This is a genomic window from Dyadobacter sp. 32, assembly GCF_902506755.1.
GTDB lineage: Bacteria > Bacteroidota > Bacteroidia > Cytophagales > Spirosomataceae > Dyadobacter.
Map to the genome: position 1 here is coordinate 5384010 of NZ_LR735258.1, position 18668 is coordinate 5402677.

11 protein-coding genes and 1 pseudogene are annotated in these 18668 nt (G+C 44.1%); 8 read left to right on the plus strand and 4 right to left on the minus strand.

The window, feature by feature from the left end; translation table 11 throughout:
* Positions 1 to 14: 14 nt before the first annotated feature.
* From DYADSP32_RS22020 to DYADSP32_RS22030, 3 genes are read right to left on the minus strand one after another with little or no spacing between them, the layout of a single operon-like run.
* Positions 15 to 1286, minus strand: a complete 1272-nt coding sequence (locus DYADSP32_RS22020) for a DUF5009 domain-containing protein (RefSeq protein WP_149240738.1) — start codon at positions 1284 to 1286, stop codon at positions 15 to 17.
* Positions 1287 to 1314: 28 nt separating this feature from the next.
* Complete coding sequence (locus DYADSP32_RS22025) at positions 1315 to 1899, minus strand: GNAT family N-acetyltransferase (RefSeq protein WP_149240737.1); 585 nt, start codon at positions 1897 to 1899, stop codon at positions 1315 to 1317.
* A 30-nt stretch (positions 1900 to 1929) separates the two neighbouring features.
* On the minus strand, positions 1930 to 2133 hold the full coding sequence (locus tag DYADSP32_RS22030) for a gliding motility-associated C-terminal domain-containing protein (RefSeq protein WP_414617970.1): 204 nt from the start codon (positions 2131 to 2133) through the stop codon (positions 1930 to 1932).
* Here DYADSP32_RS22030 and DYADSP32_RS22035 point away from each other — a divergent pair.
* The 4 genes from DYADSP32_RS22035 (at position 2133) to DYADSP32_RS22050 (ending at position 9929) form a co-directional block, all read left to right on the plus strand.
* The gene (locus DYADSP32_RS22035) at positions 2133 to 3539 is read left to right on the plus strand and encodes an RHS repeat-associated core domain-containing protein (protein ID WP_149240736.1); all 1407 of its coding nucleotides are present in this window, start codon (positions 2133 to 2135) and stop codon (positions 3537 to 3539) included. The two genes, DYADSP32_RS22030 and DYADSP32_RS22035, sit on opposite strands and share 1 nt — an antisense overlap.
* Positions 3540 to 3541: 2 nt before the next feature.
* The gene (locus DYADSP32_RS22040; RefSeq protein ID WP_149240735.1) at positions 3542 to 4231 is read left to right on the plus strand and encodes a hypothetical protein; all 690 of its coding nucleotides are present in this window, start codon (positions 3542 to 3544) and stop codon (positions 4229 to 4231) included.
* A 247-nt stretch (positions 4232 to 4478) separates the two neighbouring features.
* Entirely contained in the window at positions 4479 to 7193 is a 2715-nt protein-coding gene (locus tag DYADSP32_RS22045) for an SdrD B-like domain-containing protein (RefSeq protein ID WP_149240734.1), read from the plus strand.
* A gap of 39 nt (positions 7194 to 7232) precedes the next feature.
* On the plus strand, positions 7233 to 9929 hold the full coding sequence (locus DYADSP32_RS22050; RefSeq protein ID WP_149240733.1) for a hypothetical protein: 2697 nt from the start codon (positions 7233 to 7235) through the stop codon (positions 9927 to 9929).
* A 174-nt stretch (positions 9930 to 10103) separates the two neighbouring features.
* Here the strand turns inward: DYADSP32_RS22050 and DYADSP32_RS22055 are convergent, their stop codons facing one another.
* On the minus strand, positions 10104 to 11315 hold the full coding sequence (locus tag DYADSP32_RS22055) for an IS256 family transposase (protein ID WP_149240312.1): 1212 nt from the start codon (positions 11313 to 11315) through the stop codon (positions 10104 to 10106).
* Between the two features lie 154 nt (positions 11316 to 11469).
* On the opposite strand from DYADSP32_RS22055, the gene DYADSP32_RS22060 reads away from it, so the two are divergent.
* From DYADSP32_RS22060 to DYADSP32_RS22075, 4 genes and pseudogenes are all read left to right on the plus strand, one after another.
* A complete protein-coding gene (locus DYADSP32_RS22060; protein WP_414617971.1) occupies positions 11470 to 12393 on the plus strand; it encodes an RHS repeat domain-containing protein in 924 nt (307 codons plus the stop codon).
* 81 nt (positions 12394 to 12474) lie between these two features.
* On the plus strand, positions 12475 to 16248 hold the full coding sequence (locus DYADSP32_RS22065; protein ID WP_149240731.1) for a PA14 domain-containing protein: 3774 nt from the start codon (positions 12475 to 12477) through the stop codon (positions 16246 to 16248).
* A gap of 14 nt (positions 16249 to 16262) precedes the next feature.
* Positions 16263 to 17000 carry a hypothetical protein gene (locus DYADSP32_RS22070; RefSeq protein ID WP_149240730.1) on the plus strand — a complete coding sequence of 246 codons (738 nt, stop codon included), beginning with the start codon at positions 16263 to 16265 and terminating at the stop codon, positions 16998 to 17000.
* 493 nt (positions 17001 to 17493) lie between these two features.
* A pseudogene (locus DYADSP32_RS22075) lies at positions 17494 to 18613 on the plus strand (Gfo/Idh/MocA family protein).
* Positions 18614 to 18668 lie beyond the last annotated feature (55 nt).

Genomic DNA, 18668 nt, shown 5'->3' on the forward strand with positions numbered 1-18668 from the left:
GAAATGGGCACGGGTCAGACTTTGAAGATTAATTTCCTTTTGAAAAGTATGTACAGAATCAAAAACCAGAAGCTCAGATAAATAAGTGCGTAGGCAAGAGAGGCGTTTTTGGGGTCACTGAAATGGGGCTCTAAATAAAATTTGTAAAGAAAAGTCTGTAAGCCCATGGCAGCCTGACTGGGATCCAGCGGATGGGCCACTTTGATGCTGCTGAGTACCCGGGGGATGATTCCGGAGAAAAAGAAAACCACCATGGGATTGACCCCGAATATGACGAACAGTTTCGTCCAGCCATTAACGCCTTTGACATCGATGAAAAAATATAGAATTGCCAATACTGCCAGCGCCATGCCGGCTGTATACAGCACAAACGAACTGGTCCAGAGCGCTTTATTCATCGGGAACACTACATGCCAGGCCAGTCCGGCGGCAATGCCCAGGACTCCTGCTACAAAGAGGTACCGCCACTTTTCAGTTCCGGATAGATTGGCCCTCAGTAAGGTGCCTGTAAGTAAGCCTGCAATGCCTGTGGCTATGGCGGGCAAAGTGCTGAGTATACCTTCCGGATCCCAGGTTTTGGATGTAACCCAAAGGTGACCAGGCAGAAGCAGGTTATCCAGCCAGGCGGCAATGTTGGTACCTTTATCCAGATTGGGTGTGCCCATTTCAGGCACCGGTATCAACGTCATGATCGCCCAATAACCCACGAGCAACAGCAAGCCCGTGAGCGCTTGTGCCTGCCAGCCGGAATGAAGATATAGCAGACTGATAATCAGGTACACAATCGCAATCCGCTGTAATACACCCGGAATCCTTACTGTTTCAAAGTCGCTGAATCCGCCGAAAGCAGCGATCATCATCGAAACAAAAACGGCCAGGGCAACATAGAACTGACGTTTTGGGTGATATTCTGAAAACAACGCAATGACAATGAGCAGGGTAAATGCAAGGCGAAGAGCCAGTAGTGCAAGGCCTTCTGTACCGCCTATATTTATTTTTGACCAAAAACTTAAAAACAAACCCAGGCAAAAAATCCGCAAGGTTCGGGTAACGATCTTTTGGAGGGCAGCGGGGCCGGAATCCTTATTGGGCGACGCCAAAACCACGGAAACACCAACGATGAACAGGAAGGTCGGAAATACAAGATCCGTCGGAGTGCATCCGTGCCACTCTGCATGAAGCAGCGGCGCGTAAACATGGCCCCAGTCACCGGGGTTGTTGACGACCGTCATGAGCATAATGGTGAGTCCCCGAAGGACATCCAGCGAAACGAGCCGTGATTTCATAGCGTCAATGGTTGCTTTTTTGTATGACCTACAGTACTTCTTTTACCATGTGAAAATACCGGTGACCCATGAATTTTTTTTGACCCGCAATTTTAAAATCAAGGTTTTCATAAAAACGTTTTGCTTCCGGATTCTCTGTGTCCACAATCAGTCCCACCCGTTTAAATCCTGAGGACAGGGCTCGTTCACAAAAGGCATTCAACAGCATTTTTCCGATCCCTTTCCGCTGGTGTTTTTTGTTGATATTGATGCAGTCGAGATAGTATTCGCCGGCTTCGGTCTCGTCGGCCAGGGTGAAACCAGGCCGGGAGGTTCTGAGTTGATCCAGCACAGGTTGTCTGAGCGCATGCAACCGGGCGCCATCATAGCCGGTTATTGATCCCTGGATATCCTCCTTATGAACGGCAACCAGTGTGTTAAGATAACTGTATTGATTATCATCCCTTCGGAAAAATGCTTTCATAAAAGGTATTGCGTCTTCATTTTGATCAGAATTGGCAAAAATGCCCGCAATATGCCCCAACGCCAGAATCATGAGCGGAGCTACCTGGTCCGCATCTTCCGGTGTGGCGGGTCTGATCTGCGTAGTCGTATTCAATGACAATATGGACATTTGTTCTTCACCAATAGATTTTCACGTTCATTAATTGAGCAACATCAGCGTGCCATTTTTAATTGCCGATGTTTCATCCAATTTTATTGAATAAACATAGACTCCGGATGGTTGCATCAATCCCTTAACCTTCCCGTCAAAAGGAGATTGATAACCTTTGGAATAAAATACCACTTCTCCCCGTCGATTGTAAATGGTAATTTGTGCATCCGGATAAGAATTTATGCTTGGCAATGACGATGTGCTCAGGTGCAGTGACGGATAACCTCACCTATAATTACAGCACCTGGGGTAACAGGCTCTTCTCCGTTGAGGATGCTTCCACCAATAACAACGGGGTAAAAACGGGTACAAGTAGTTTTGGATACGACAACAATGGCAACATGACCGCTGACGGTACCAAAGGAGCAGCCATAAGTTACAACCTGTTGAACCTGCCCGCTCAGGTTGTCCTGTCCAGCCCCAGCCGCACCGTGCAATACACCTACGACGCATCCGGCTCCAAACTTAAGATGAGTTCCCCATCCGCAGGAACACTTTATGCGGGTGCATTTGAATATACAGTTAACGGTACGCTACTTCGTATAGGGTTGGAAGAAGGACAGCTGGTACGCAATAGTAGCGGAACTTATGAGCTCAACTATTACATCCGTGACCACCTGGGCAACGTGCGCCAGGTATTGAAAGAGGACCAGCAGGTATTGCAAGAAACACAATACTACGCCTTTGGATTGCCGGTTGTAAAGGACGGCAATGATGCGGCTAATAAGTATCTTTACAATGGTAAGGAGAAGCAGCCCGAAACGGGTTGGCTGGATTATGGGGCCAGGATGTATATGGCGGAGATTGGGAGATGGGGAGTGGTGGATCCTTTGTCAGAAATCTCTCGAGAATTTTCACCCTTTGTCTATGGAAACGACAATCCCATTCTGATGATTGATCCCGATGGGATGAGGACAACTTACAATTGGAAAACGGGTGCCTACATAAATGAACGAGGCGAGAATGTTGGGTTTGATCAGGCAAAGGAGGAATACGGAATTGGCGGAGGAGGATGTCCTCCAAATTGCCCGCAAAACGTTGCAAAAGCGGATGCAACAGAAAGGGCGCAGAGTACGGTTACCCCGCAGATAGCGAATGGTGCAGTACAAATCCCCCAAAGAGAACAAGGTACCCTTTCAAATGCAGATTCGCGACTTCAGCCGCATGAACAAAATCTCATAAGTGGTTTAAGTATTGCGTTAGAAGTGGGGGCAGGAGAGGTAGCGATTCTTAAAGCTGGAAAAATTGTCAGTTTGTTTAAGGTAGCCAAGGCCGGCCTCACTAATTCACAGTTGATTCAAAAATCAGCAACTTTGGCGGAGAGGGCAATCGGCGAAACGGGAGGTGTTGCTGGAACAAAGAAACATCAGTATGCAACTTCGCTTATTGATCGTTACCAAAGTCTTTATGGAAATAGAGGTCTACTAACCAATAATTATTTTAACAATGGAGTAAATAACCGCGGATTTTTAGACGTTCTTGACAAAACCAATGGAATTATTTATGATTTTAAGTTTGGAAAGGCTGTTATGCGCCCTACGCAGTTTCAGAAATATACCAGAAATTTCCAATTACCAATACAAATAATCAGGCCTTAAATATGTCAAACAAAAATAAAGAAATAAAAAAAATAATCGCCGAGCAATGGTTGAGCTCTGTTCCCGATCTATCGGCATTCACTCAAAATAAATTTTATAAAATAGTTGGTTGTTTAGTTATTGGTATTGAGTTGATAAATCTGCCAAAGGTGGAAAATTACCGGCCATATTTTGTAATATATCCATTGTGGAAAAAGGACTTAAAAGAATGCTTAGATAGCCCAGTAGTTCTAATGGAAATATATAACAAAAAAGGAATGCAGTTCTCTATTCCTTATCTTAATCATGACGTTTACTTCAATGAAGTAATAGAAAATATAAAACGACAAGTTCCAATTTTATTTAGTGAAGACATCTATTTTAAAAAAATGGATGATTTAATATGTCGTCTTTTTGACGATATATTAGTAAAATCAAATTCCGCCCAGCAAGCGAAATTGTTTGAGTTAAGATTTTATACAGCATTGTACGTAGGAAATGAGAATCAAACTATAAATGTATTGAATAATATTAAAAAGGCCAGTACATTTTGGAATATGAGAATGTTTGAAACTTGGTATGGGAAATTGGATTTATGGATTCAAGGCTTACAAGAAGCTATTATTTATAGAGAAGAATTTGTTATTCATGTAAATACCATTAAGCAGGAAAGAAAAATGTTAAAGATGCATCATTCAGAACTCTTGACGTAGTACAGAGAATTGATTTTATAATTAAAAAATTCTATATACAAGGGGTATAGTTTTTTAAAACTGGGCTGATGTATTAAAATACTAAAACATAGTGTTAATACATCTACTCGTGTTAATGTCCGTATTTAATGTACTCCCGTTTTTGCGTTGTATATCCTAAGTGTCAACAATCAAGTCTAGTGGTTAGTTTCTTAAAAGTTTCAAAAAATAAACTATAATATCATTGATTGGGTAAAACCTCCTTACCATGAAAATAAAATATGTAATTACACTTATGCTCACAGTTATTGGACTTGACCACCAGAATGCAATAGCGCAAATAACCGGCAAGGCATGGCAGGCATTTAATGCCAAGGGAATCATTGAGGCAACCGAAATTATGCAAGGAAAGGTTAGCGTTGAAGCTTATGATGGACTTGGCAAACTCGTTGCCTCTGCCACAACGGATGCCAGCGGAGCCTATGTACTGGATGTACCCGCCGGACGTCGTTTACGTGTGAGTTTTTCGAACTTGCCTGAGGGCTTTGTGCCTTCCGCAGGCGGCTCAACTACCTATTTTGCCGCCGCTCCTGCCCAAATCCAATTACCTCTTTATAACCCATCCCGCTTTACTGCCGCAAAACCCAGAGCCATTCAGGCTGTTTATGCTTTGGGAAGTCTGGAAAATAGTAGGTTAAATACTATGTCGTCATTGGTGAGTTATCCTGCCCATCCGGAGGATAGTGTAAAATACATGCCGCTGACCTCGTTCGGGCAAACGGGGTCTATCTGGGGTCTTGCCTATGACCGCCAGCATCAGGTGTTATATTCAGCCGCCATTGCCAAACGGCTCAGTGCGCTGGGCACTCAGGGATCAGGAGGTATTTATGCTACAGATATAAATGGAAATGAGACCAAGCCCTTTGTGAATCTGGATGCGCTGGGCTTTTCAACAGGCAACCACTTACTGAAACGCGACCTGAGTAGTGACTGGGAGGTGGCCAGCCATGACTCCCTGATGTTTTCGCAGGTAGGGAAAGTGGGCCTGGGAGGGCTGGATATATCCGATGACAGCAGATATCTGTACACCATCAATCTTTACGACAAGCACCTGTACCGCATCAGCTTGAAATCCGATGGCCCCCATGCCCCAAACCCCTTGTCAGTTACCCGCTTCCCGCTTCCATTCAACTCCCTCAAAGGTGGCGAAGCCCGGCCTTTTGCTGTGAAGTATTACAATGGAAAGGTCTATGTGGGGGTAGTTTGTGATGCACAGCAATCTCAAAAAGCGGAGGATCTGCAAGCCTATGTGTATGTAATTGATGGAGATTGGGAGGAAGGGACGAAGGGAAGAAAGGAAGAGCCCAAATTCAAAGAGGTTGTTCATTTCTCGTTGAACTACAAACGTGGCGTATTGGATTATGGCGTAACGGGATGGTATCCCTGGACGGACGATTACCTTAAGACCGTAGTGCCGGAACAGTCGGGCTGGATGATCTATCCGCAACCGATACTGGCTGATATCGAATTTGATACGGACGGGTCGATGATCGTGAGCCTCATGGACCGGCTGGGACACCAAACGGGAGATGTGCAACTGTACCGCCCGAATGCAACAGGTTCGTTCCTGACGGGCAGGGGGCTTTCAGGAGGAGATGTATTGCGGCTTGGGAAGGCGAAAAATAATTTTCAGGTAGAGCAGAACGGGCAGGCAGGAGCCAGGGTTTCCGTTGGGCAGTCCAATGGAGAAGGTCCCGGTGGCGGTGAGTTTTATCAGGGTGATTTTTTTACCAGCTCGGGCATTACCTGGCACCACGAAACTGCCGCAGGCGGGATTGCCCTCATGCCTGATGACAATAGTCTGCTTGTTTCCGTAAGGGAGCCCGATCTGCCCGTTACCGGTGGCGTGAAATGGTTTGACAATCAAACCGGTGCAGTTACGGGTGCCTTGTCCCTGTTCCCAAGTGGTATGAAGCCAGGTTACTTCTGGAAATCCAACAACGTGGGCGATATAGAAATTGCTACCGTACTGCCTTCAACTGAAGTAGGCGACCGGGTATGGCTCGACAATAACAGCGATGGAATACAAGGAGCCGACGAACCAGCTTTGCCTGGTGTCAAACTGGAGTTGTACAGGAATAACCAATTGATCGGAACCACCATCTCAGACGAAACCGGCACCTACCGCTTCAATGACCAGAATGTAAAAGAGCGCATCTCCTCGCGTACCGCATATGAGGTTCGAATTCCATTAAACCAGACAAATCGTACGTTGACTCTGACTAGTGTAAAACAGGGCAATTTCGTAGAAATTGACAATGATGCGATAGCGAATCCAAAAGGATATGCGGCCATGGCATTTACCACAACCAACCCTGGCGAGCATATCCAAAACCTAGATGCCGGATTTCAGTGTAATGACAAGCCCCGAACCGCCGCTAAAATAGATTGTTTTGATAACCGGGTTCAGGTGTCACTGACTGGGCATGACAAAGGTCAAAAGTATGATCTTGTACAAAATGATCATTACGATGGTACAGCCAGCTACACCACGGCAAATTCAATAAGCTCCAGTGCAATTGTTGCTGAAACAAACTTGGAACCAGATAAACCATACGAAGCTACGCTGCGCGTGTTTGCTCCATCGGGTTGTTACACCGACACCTATATATCGACAAGCAGCCAGGAGGGTTGTGCTTTTATTCCGGAAAACCTGTCGTTAAAGAAGGCCTATTCGATTGCAGTTTATCCGAATCCTGCGACAGGCCCCATTGAGCTTGCTTATAGAGGCGGGGCATCCGAGGGAAGTATTCGTATACAGATTACCGATCTGAAGGGCCGGATCATTGAAAGCAGTACCGGATCATTACGAAACGGATATTACCAAGGCGGCGCCAATTTGTCCAAACAAGATCCTGGCTCATACCTGATTACCGTAAAAGAAGGCAATAAGTACACAACTAAAAGTATTGTAAAACCCTGATGTGAACGTCAGGCAAAATAAAAAAATGAACTTACCCTCATGATGAAAAAAATGAATTTAGCTGCAATGCGGTCAGGAAGAGGTATTATCTTTCGATACGGGATTATATTGCTGATGGTACTGTTGTTCTCGAGCGGAGCGTTTGTTTATGCGCAGTATCCCAAATCGGAAGTAAATATACCAAGCCCTAATGCTGCGGGTTTAGGGCTTTACGGAGAAATACCGGTTTCACTTTATACTGGTACTCCAAACGTTGACATTCCAATCTACACTGTTGAAGAGGGTAAAATCAAGGTGCCAATTAGCCTTAGCTACCACGCCTCCGGTGTAAGGGTTAATCAGCATCCGGGATGGGTTGGACTGAATTGGAATTTAAATGCAGGGGGCGCGATTACACGTACGGTTAAAGGTGCTAACGATGAACATTGGATTGTAGCAAGTGGAAATGCAGGGAAGTACGGTTATAATCACCATACAAATGCATTGGGTGCAATAGGCTGGAACTCTGCACCGGGAATGACCAACATTATACAAGCAAAAATTGATGCGGGCCTTTACTATGATACTGAACCAGATGAATTCTCGTTCAATTGCTTGGGATATTCCGGTAAATTTTATAGAAATCATGAGGGCCAATGGCAGGTTATTGCGGATTCGGAAATGAAAATTGAGGATCTGGGTCTGCTTGCCGTTCCAAGCGAGATCTCGGGTCCGCATTTGCCCCCGTATCCGCTCCAAGACACTTTTCGGGGCTTCGTGATAACTGCTTCGGATGGCATGAAATTCTATTTTGGTGGAACAAGTTCATCTATAGAATACAGTACTTCTTTTTTTAACGAATGGGAGCATATTTGGCTGGCAGATACATGGTTCTTAACCAAGGTTGAAGCACCAGAGGGGTACTCTGTCAATTTTGCATATGGACCACACAATGAAGGTAAATTCATCGCATCTTTTAGTAACTCATTTCATACTGGAAGTATGAGCTATAGTGTAGCAGGTTCTAGTGGAGAATTTTCGGAGATAACAACTCAATCGGGTCGCTTGAAGAAGCATTCAGGAAGTCTTATTAGGCCTGTTTATCTGAACAAAGTAACGTTTTCTAAGGGAACAGTTGACTTTCGCACCTCCAATTCTACAGAGTTGAAATATCCTTCTAGAGTGCTTAAGGGATATGTTGATTGGATGGAAAGTCCTGAAGGGATGCAAGCCACCAGCGAAGAAGACAATCTTTATAACATTTTCAAGTACTTTGTAAATATAAATCCAACCGAAATCGCAAGCAAGTCATTGACTGAACAAATTCCATACATCTTAAATGACCTCAGCTGGAAAAAACTAGATAGCCTTGTAGTCAAAGACAATGACAACAAAACTATTCAAAACTTTGAATTTGGTTACAATAACGTAGTAAGTCAGAGGTTGATGTTAAAAAGCATTACTGCGAAAAATGGCACGTGTAAGGAGAATTACAATCTCAGCTACTATAATGAAAACAGCCTGCCAGAATATCTCGACGAATATGATCAAACAGACCATTGGGGCTTTTACAACAATAATACCGACTTCAAAGCTATCGACATTGATATCCAGGCAAATAAAGATAATTACTTCAATCACAAACAACCTTCATCAAATATCGAGGTCCTAAATGCAGGTAGCTTAAAAGAAATTATCTACCCCACAGGTGGGAAAACTGAGTTTATTTATGAACCACATTCTTTATATAAATACAAAATAATAAATCCGAATGGAAGCTTAGCACTCACACCTTCCGGTGCACAAGGGGTAGGCGGCCTACGGATCAAGAAAATAGTAAACACAGGAAGTACGGTAACTGAGAAGTCTTACTCTTATGAATATAATGGTGGTTCCAGCGGAATTGGGAATGGACTTCCCCAATATCAATGGCTGTCGGTCATTAAACTTGCTAACAAGAATGGAAGTCTTGCAGGCACCTATGCAAGAAACTTTTTTAAGATTTCGAACACCCTACCGATGACTGCCAATAGTTTAGGAAGTCATATTGGATATAGGCAGGTTAAAGAAACAAATAGTGACCAAAGTCACACTGTTTACAAATATACCAATTACGAATCCGAGGATGGAAATCATATGGATGACTACACCTCAGAACTGGATAAGTGGGGTACAGAGGGGAATATTTATGACCCGCAAATCGACAAGTCAATTGAACGCGGCAAATTGCTGTATGAGGAAAAGTATGATAGTCAAGTTCCTTCGAGAATATTAAGTAAAAGAAGTATTTCTTATAGCAAGTTGTCAAATAGTTTTATCAGGGCCGCAAAAGCGTCGCAGTTTAGTTTCACAATTCAAACTGCGGGCTCACCAGGTTCTGCTCCAATAACCCAAAACGTAATCGGTTATTTGGGTGTTCCTTATGGCTACCACGCTTATCAATACAAACCGAAATCAGAATATATATATCAGTACGATACAGGAAACCAAACAAGTTTCATAACAGATTCTATTCAGTACACTTACAATAGCATTGGGCTGCCATCAGAAACTAAGACTTGGCGCAATGGCAAAATGATAACGCAAAAGAACAAGTATGTGAATGATTATACGTTTTCTGGTATTATAGGAGAATCGGCCGAAAGTATTAGAGATCTGAAAAATGCCAACATATTGAGCACTCTGGTTGAGCAGCAGACATGGACCGATGAGAGTGGAACCAATCAGATGGTCGGCGGTTCCGTAAAGGGAGTGTAATTTAAACTCTGTCTGGCCATCTAAGTTTATTCAAATTTAATTTTTCTTTTCGATTTCAAATGCTTTTTTGCTTGTTATTGGATTTGTCAAGGGCGGCTGAGGCACGAGGCCGTTTATATACCCTTGATAAATTCAATAACGGGCTATTTTTGCGTTTTATATTGGGAAGCAAAATTAAAGGTCCATTCGCATTCTGTCGCCAAATTTGATATGCAGTTGTTGAGCTGTCAGTGCCCAATTTTGCAAAGGCGACGTCCATTTTCGGCTAATATTCTCGACCGCCAGGTAGATCAATTTGAGTAATGCCATATCATTAGGAAAAGCTCCTTTTGTTTTGGTGATTTTTCTGACTTGCCGATGAAAACCCTCGACGGCATTTGTCGTGTAAATAAGCCTCCTAATCTGCTCATCATAAGCAAAATAAGTTGACAGTTTGTGCCAATTATTCTGCCAGGATTTGATTACGACAGGGTACTTGGAGCCCCACTTATCGTTAAGTTTATCAAGCTCCAATTCCGCTTTATCTTTTGTAGGAGCTTGATAAACCGTTTTTAAGTCCTGCATGAAAACTTTTTGATCCTTGGAAGCTACATATTTCAACGAATTTCTGATCTGATGAATGATGCAACTCTGTATCTCTGATTCCGGAAAAGACGCTAATATTGCCTCAGAAAAGCCGGTCAGATTGTCCGTACAAGCTATCAAAATATCTTTTACGCCCCTGGATTTCAAATCAGTAAGAACCGAAAGCCAAAAATTAGCTCCCTCACTTTCAGACACATACATGCCAATCAGATCTTTATAGCCATCTCGATTTACTCCTAGAACATTATATACAGCTCGTGTTACCACCCGCCCCCCGTCTCGAACCTTATAATGCATAGCATCGAGCCATACAATGGTATAAAGGCTTTCCAAAGGCCTACTCTGCCATTCTTTGACCTGAGGAATCACGCGTTCAGTGATCTCTGATAGCGTGGCATGAGATATCTCAACATCATACATCTGCTGGATGTGGTCGGATATATCCCGAAAACTCATTCCCTTACTATATAATCCAATAATTTGAGGAGCCAGATTGTCAGCCAGGACCGTTTCGCGTTTCTTGACGATTTGCGGCGAAAAGCTGCTTTTTCGATCCTCTGGCGTAGTCAGAATGATTTCGCCAGACATGGTTTTTAAGCGTTTGCTACCTTTACCATTGCGTTTGTTACCTGATTCGCGTTCTTGCTCACTGAGGTGAGTGTTCATCTCTGATTCAAGAGCACTTTCCAAAAATTGTTGAAGTAAGGGCGCGAAAACGCCATCTTTACCAGTTAACGATTGTCCTTTCATTAACTGTTCGAGCGCCTTGTCGCGCATCTGTTCGAATTCTGTCTTTTCCATGTTCTGTCTTAAAGTTAAAACTTTTAGACAGAGTTCATTTTACAGTCTCTCCGTAAACTTATTCAGACGTTATACAGCTCTCCCTGGCTTTAGAAATTTTCAGGTGGAAAAAACATTAAGGTTTGTCAGCGATAACACTCAAACGAGTGTTAGTATGTCAACCATTCCCGACGCTTTCATTTTTAACAATAACTATTCGGATATAGTAGTTGACTTTGGAACAGACGGCAACAATGGCTACACCACAAGAGGCGAGCCCAAACGCTTCACCACCTCAGATGGTATTGTTCAGAATTATACCTGGGGAACGGGAGATGAGAGTGGATTGCTGAAATCAAAAACAGTTGGTGATCAGACAACGGGCTTTACCTATGCCAATCCTCTTGTTGGTGTCTCGCTGATAACTGATCCCAACGGTCAGCAGACCAAATATGTATATGATGGCTTTAATCGGCTCTCGGAAATCAGAGACCACAATAACAATCTTGTCAAGTCTTTTAACTACAATATAAAAAACAGTAGCGGTTGTGATCAACCGGCATTAGTACCATACACGGAAGACCCTGCCTGCGAGATTACACTCTCCGCAACAGTAAATAATGATGCTCCAGGTGCCAATTCGCCAATTGTTCTTTCTTATGATTGTTCAGGGACTGGTTGCACTGGCGCTTCATTTTCATGGAGCGAAAATGGAGCTACGGGCAATGCCTCACCGTACACCATAAACGCGCCTGCCACAGCGGGAACATTCCAATATACTATTACTCGTACCAAAAGTGGGTGTTCTCCCAAAACCGCAGTGGTCAGTATTACTGTAAGCAGTACACCTCCCGGCGGAGATTGTTTCTCATTACGCCTAGCCAGCAGTACGGTCAATCTGCGGCGGCTTACAAACGCAAACGGCGTGGTGAAGGTGAAAGATCCGGTCAATACGGGTTACAGTCAAACCTGGAAGCTTGAACCAAGCGGTACCGATTTTAAGATTGTAGCGCAGGATGGTACCGAAAGAGTGCTTGGAGTACAAAATGGAGGCAGTTCGACAAATGATATTATCACGCTGCAGAACTTCAGTAATTAGGATCATCAACTTTGGGAAAAGATCCAGATCGAAAACTCAAGCCAGGGATACCGGTATGGGTTCAAGCGAAAAAATGCGCAAATGATCATGCGCAGTGAGCCGTATTTTGGCGAGGGAGATCCAAGTGATCTGGTTCCTGATATAAAACTCACTCCTTACGCGGATCTTGCCGTGTATGGCCGAAACAAGTGGTATCTGGAAAGCAAGGCCTGCCTGAACGCACCAACTCCGTGTGCATTCAACGTAAGCTTGCCTTCGACAGCATCTGCAACAGCGGGTGCATCAACAACACTTACCGCTAACTGCAGTGGTGATGGTTGTTCCGGGGTCACTTATTCATGGACTGGACCTGGCTCAAATGGTAACGGGCTTTCAACAACCTTTACGGCAACAACGTCTGGTACTTATACCATAACCGCCTCTAAGCAGGGTTGTACCACGCAAACAAAAAGCCTTGATTTGACAGTGACAGATTGCGGATACACCCTTTCAGCGAGCACAAACGATTCCCCGCCATACATCACCAACTCTCCCATTACGCTTTCTTACAATTGTACCGGGACCGGATGCACTGGAGTTTCATACGCTTGGAGCCAGAATGGAGCAAGTGGAAATGCTTCGCCGTATACATTAAATATGCCTTCCGCACCTGGAAATTACCAATATACGATTACAGGCACTAAAAATGGGTGCTCAGTTCAGACGGCCGTGGTCAGTATTGCTGTAACCAGTCCTCCGCCAGGTGGTGAATGTTTTTCATTACGCCTTGCCAGCAGCACTGTCAACCTGCGACGACTTGCAAATGTAAATGGGGTGGTGAAAGTGAAAGATCCTGTCAATACTGGTTACAGTCAAACCTGGAAGCTTCAGGAAAGCGGCAGTTATTATAAGATTATCGCTCAGGACGGCACGGACAGAGTGCTTGGTGTACAAAATGGAGGCAGTTCGACAGGTGATATTATCACGCTACAGAACTTCAGTAATCAGGATCACCAACTATGGGAAAAGATCCAGATCGAAAACTCAAGCCAGGGATACCGGTATGGTTTCAAGCGAAAAAATGCACAAATGATCATGCGGAGTGAACCGGCTTTTGGGGAGGGCGATCCTAGTGATGCTATTACTGATATAAAACTTACTCCATACGCTGATCTTACTGTGTATGGCCGAAACAAGTGGTATATGGAAAGCAAGGCCTGTCTGAATGCACCAACTCCGTGTGCTTTCAACGTAAGTTTGCCTTTGACAGCATCTGCAACAGCGGGTGCATCAACAACACTTACCGCTACCTGCAGTGGTGATGGTTGTTCCGGGGTCACTTATTCATGGACCGGACCAGGTTCAAATGGTAACGGACTTTCAACAACTTTTACTGCGCCCGCAACCCCCGGTTCCTACACCTATACATTGACCGCTACAAAAGAGGGCTGTACCACGCAAACAAAAAGCCTTGATTTAACAGTAAACCCTCCGGTAGCAACCTGCGCCGGCTCAGGAACAGGCTTGACAGGTAAATATTTTAATTCTATTGACTTGTCAAATGCCCCTGTGCTCATCCGGGTTGACGCAACGATAAATTTCCCATGGGGCAGCGGTAGCCCTGATCCCAATTTCGTTAACAGTGACTTTTCGGTTCGATGGGAAGGAGAAGTCGAAGCGCCTGTAAGCGGATCATATACCTTTAAAACAAACAATGATGACGGGACGCGCGTTTGGATCGAGGGGCTCAACAATGGAAACCCGATAATTGATGACTGGAATCCGCACGGAGTTTTACCGATATATGGGACACCAGTATCATTAACTGCCTGTACAAAGTACAAAATCAAAATAGAATTTTACGATCTCACTGGTGATGCGCAATCGCAGTTGTATTGGCTATACCCAGGTCAGACGGAGCAGATTGTACCGCAATCCAGATTATATCCTTTGGCAGGCCCGGTTTGTACCACGCCTCCTCAACCGACGGTTGGTGCAAATCCTGGCAGCATTACTTCCGGAGCGACAGCAACATTATCCGCTTCAAATTGTGATGGGGCATTGACCTGGGCTCATGGGAGTTCGTTAGCCGTTAGCCCGACTTCGACTACCACTTACACAGCCACATGTACGGTCGCAGGTGGCTGCAGCAACAGCGCTAGTGTCATGGTAACGGTGAACGGAAACTCACAGGGCTTCAGTCAATGTATTGAAGCAGAAAACTCCAATGGTAACGGACCTGTTACGACAGACCCCAATGCATCAAACGGCAATACACGTGGAGCCGAATCCAATTTCAATCATTATGTGGATTACGTAGTAACAAATGTTCCCTCCGCAGGAAGTTACAATGTGAATCTCCAGTATTATTCCAGTTCAGCCCCCGTGGTAAATGTGCAGGTTAATGGTGGAAGCACCCAGACTGTAAATCTGGCAAACAGTCTCTCATGGAATATTGTATGGGCTGTCCAGTCCTTTAGCGTCAGCTTGGTTCCCGGAACCAACACAATTCGCATTCAGGGAACCGGCGGGGGCAGTTGCCGACAAGATAAAATTTGTGTCACGGGTAGTGGTGGTGGAGGTGTTTGTTCAACCCCGGCGCCCCCAAATGTAAGTGCGGGTTCTACCATTACACAGGGAGCATCAGCTCAACTGTCTGCAACGGGTTGCAGCGGCGGATCAATAGTATGGTCTGATGGAATTACAGGCGATCACTTTGTTAGTCCGAACTCAACAACTACCTATAACGCAACTTGCGTAGTAGGCACCTGTGCAAGTAGTGCCAATAGTGTCACTATCACCGTTAACGTCCCACCGAACCCTAGCGACTGCTACGAGATTTACAACGCAAGTCATGGCAAGAGAATGACAAACAATAATGGAATAGTAGAGATGAAAGATGCTGACAATAGTAATTCTCAGCGATGGAAGTTCGAAGAAAGTGGGGGATACTTGAAAATTCGATCGATGGGCGGCACCAACAGCACCAATGTGAATAATATACTTGGCGTGCGCAACCAGGGCTTTTCCGCATCGGACTTTATAGATTTACAATCGGATGCCAGTCAACCGCACCAGTTGTGGCTGAAAACAGAGTTAACCGCAAATTCGGGGCTTTATAAATTTGAAAGGAAGGATACCGGATTTCGGATAAGTAGCTTTGCCTATGGATATGGTGCAGGATATCCAGGAGATGGAATACCAGACCTAACGTTAGCCTCTGACGTTAACAACGAGGTAGGTGCAAACAAATGGATATTGGGTACAAAGCCGTGCCCTACTACATGCTCGACTACTATAACTGCTACTCCGTCACGTGATTCGTGGATATCTTCTACCAGTGGAGAAGCTGTTACGAATTTTGGGAGCACGGGTCTACTTTTGGCGAGTGCCTGGGTTTACGATAGTGTGGGGGTAGGCATTCATAGGTCAGTTTTGGATTTTTCGGAATTGCGTAACATACCTCAAAATGCGATCATTGAATCGGCTACATTATTCCTTTATGGACCAGGGGATGAAGATGGATGGCCCATGGGGAATTACGACAATGAAGGTACAAATCAATTGTGGGTTGAACGTGTCACATCCGCCTGGGAGGAAAATTACATTACGTGGCTCAATAGACCTTCATTTACTGAAGCGAATCGTGTTAGTATTCCTGGTTCAACGAGTGAGTGGGAACATGACGTATCTTTAAATGTGCAACAACTAGTTCAGGACATGGTCAATCTCAACTCCTCAGATAGAAATGGATTTCAGCTAAGATTGCAGCAGGAGCAAGTTTTCAGATCATTCGCCTTCTTGTCCCGTGAAACAAACCATACTGATTATCGACCCAAATTACAGGTGACTTATAGGTCATGTCCCGCCAACTAAAAAATACAAATACTATGAAAAATATTCTTATGAAAGTCTTGCTTTTACTTTTTGTTTTAACACGGTTTTCGGTCCATGCATTGCCTTATGACATAAGCTTCATGTTCACTACCAAGACAGTGGAAGAACCTATAACAGGTAAGTGGGTGTTTGAAAGTACCTCTAAAAGAGGGAAAATTGCCAAATCTTTTATTGAATTGCTTGGCGATGGGAGGTATTTGTATTCAGATGGACTCGGTTCTCAAATTGATGTTTTCAGAATTGACAGTAAGAGTAAGGCGGTTGTAATAGCGGACATTGGTGAAATCAAAAGTGAAGATCTGGCAAAAAAAAATAGTGACTTTAATCTTACACGTTCTGGCAAGAAGTCTACTGTTAAGACTCAAAAACATGAACCATTTGAGGAGTCGGACAGAACAAAGAATCTTTCCCAAAACTGGATTTTACTGGGTGAAGAGGATGGAAAAGATTCGGTAAGGTACATTCCTAAGACCATTCTCACATTTTCAAAATATGGCACCTGCGTTATCCAGGCGTTTCAAAATGAAAAAGTTAAACCTTTTATTACAATTCGTAGCTGGGAATGGCACCCAACAGAAAAAAATATAATTTCGTTGAGGTCTAAAAACCAAGAATCAAAAGAACCATCTGGTTACTTCCTTGTCAAAGCATTAGATGATAAACGCTTAAGTGTAATAGAGGTTTCAAAAACTAAAAGGCGAAGTTTCATTTTTCAGCGAGCTGATAAGTAGGTTCCATTGTTTGATTTAATTTAAGGTTCAAATCCAGCCCAAACTGGTTTTGCAAAAGATCGAGGTACACCACACCTCGATTTTTTGTTGTAGCCTCTGATCGATTTTCAGCCCAAAACAGCAGATACAATCCTACTACCAAAATGGCAATTTGGTTTGATCTGACTGTTTCAAATTTGATTGCGGGCTTTTTTGGTAAGAAGCTATAGGCGATAAGTCCTGATATGAGATTAGTCGGGCTCGCCATGTACCAAATTTCGGGGGTAGTTCACGGCAAGTTTTGCTTCTTTTTTGCGCAAAATGATTTTTTTTGTAAAAAACAGGTCAAAATATAGTCGGTACTAATCAAAAGATGAAAAGTTTTTAGTATTATTTTGCTTTAAAATTGTATTGTTGATTCTGCGCTTTGTGTTTAGGTAAATACTGTGCTTTGCAAAGCGATATTACGTTTTTTATTTTAAATTCTAAATCCTTCATTTTCAATTGAATAATTATGTCTAAGCAAATCAATGTCGCCATTGTAGGTCTGGGTTTCGGTGCGGAATTTATTCCAATCTACCAGCAGCTTCCGAATGCCAACATGTATGCCATTTGTCAGCGTACCGAATCCAAGCTTAATGCTGTGGGTGATCAGTATGGAATTGATGTACGTTACACCAGTTATGACGATCTGCTCAATGATCCTTTAGTGGATGCCGTGCACATCAATTCCCCCATTCCCAACCATGCCGAGCAAACGCTGAAGGCATTGCGGGCAGGAAAACATGTGGCCTGCACGGTACCTATGGCAACCAGTGTGGAAGATTGTATTGAAATTGTAAAAACGGTAAAGGAAACGGGTAAAAAATACATGATGATGGAAACCGTGGTATATGCCAGGGAATTTCTGTTTGTCAAAGAAATGTATGAAAAGGGAGAGCTGGGGAAAGTACAGTTTCTAAAGGCGAGTCACCAGCAGGAAATGGAAGGGTGGCCGGATTACTGGCCCGGTTTGCCTCCTATGCACTATGCTACGCACTGTGTAGGGCCGGTTGCAGGTTTGCTGAAGCTGGAAGCAGAATATGTTTCCTGCTTTGGCTCGGGGACGATCAGTGAGGATCTTATCAAAATTCATAATTCACCTTTTGCTGTGGAGTCGGCACACATCAAATTTAAGGACAGTGACTTGTCGGCCTATGTGTACCGCTCACTTTTTGATGTGGCGCGTCAGTATCGGGAGAGCTTTGAAGTGTACGGTACCAAAAAATCGTTTGAATGGCCCTTGATCGAAGGCGAAGACCCCGTCATCCACACAGCTAAAAAGCCGGAACAAGAAATAGCAGAACGTGTAAAAACCCCCGACTACGCGCATTTACTTCCGAAAGAAATCCAGCATTTTACCGGAAAGGGCGTGTATGACCTTGACGACAACGCACATTTATCGTTTGTGCAGGGAGGCGGGCATGGCGGATCACATCCTCACCTGGCCAATGAATTTATCAATGCTCTGATAGAAGACAGGGAGCCTTTCCCCAATGCAGCACAGTCTGCAAACTGGACCAGCGTAGGTATTTTGGCACACGAGTCTGCGATGCAAGGCTCTGATACAGTTGCCGGATTTTAACAACGTGTGATTCCAAAGGGGGAGTCGTTGAAGTCTTTTGATCGCAGCGGGCTCCCGTGTAAAAT

Excerpts from the sequence above, each read along its gene's own strand:
- DYADSP32_RS22040 (WP_149240735.1), top strand. The coding sequence starts at position 3,542 with ATGTCAAACAAAAATAAAGAAATAAAAAAAATAATCGCCGAGCAATGG.
- DYADSP32_RS22055 (WP_149240312.1), bottom strand. The coding sequence starts at position 11,315 with ATGGAAAAGACAGAATTCGAACAGATGCGCGACAAGGCGCTCGAACAG.
- DYADSP32_RS22035 (WP_149240736.1), top strand. The coding sequence starts at position 2,133 with ATGACGATGTGCTCAGGTGCAGTGACGGATAACCTCACCTATAATTAC.
- DYADSP32_RS22060 (WP_414617971.1), top strand. The coding sequence starts at position 11,470 with ATGTCAACCATTCCCGACGCTTTCATTTTTAACAATAACTATTCGGAT.
- DYADSP32_RS22070 (WP_149240730.1), top strand. The coding sequence starts at position 16,263 with ATGAAAAATATTCTTATGAAAGTCTTGCTTTTACTTTTTGTTTTAACA.
- DYADSP32_RS22020 (WP_149240738.1), bottom strand. The coding sequence starts at position 1,286 with ATGAAATCACGGCTCGTTTCGCTGGATGTCCTTCGGGGACTCACCATT.
- DYADSP32_RS22025 (WP_149240737.1), bottom strand. The coding sequence starts at position 1,899 with ATGTCCATATTGTCATTGAATACGACTACGCAGATCAGACCCGCCACA.
- DYADSP32_RS22045 (WP_149240734.1), top strand. The coding sequence starts at position 4,479 with ATGAAAATAAAATATGTAATTACACTTATGCTCACAGTTATTGGACTT.
- DYADSP32_RS22065 (WP_149240731.1), top strand. The coding sequence starts at position 12,475 with ATGATCATGCGCAGTGAGCCGTATTTTGGCGAGGGAGATCCAAGTGAT.
- DYADSP32_RS22050 (WP_149240733.1), top strand. The coding sequence starts at position 7,233 with ATGATGAAAAAAATGAATTTAGCTGCAATGCGGTCAGGAAGAGGTATT.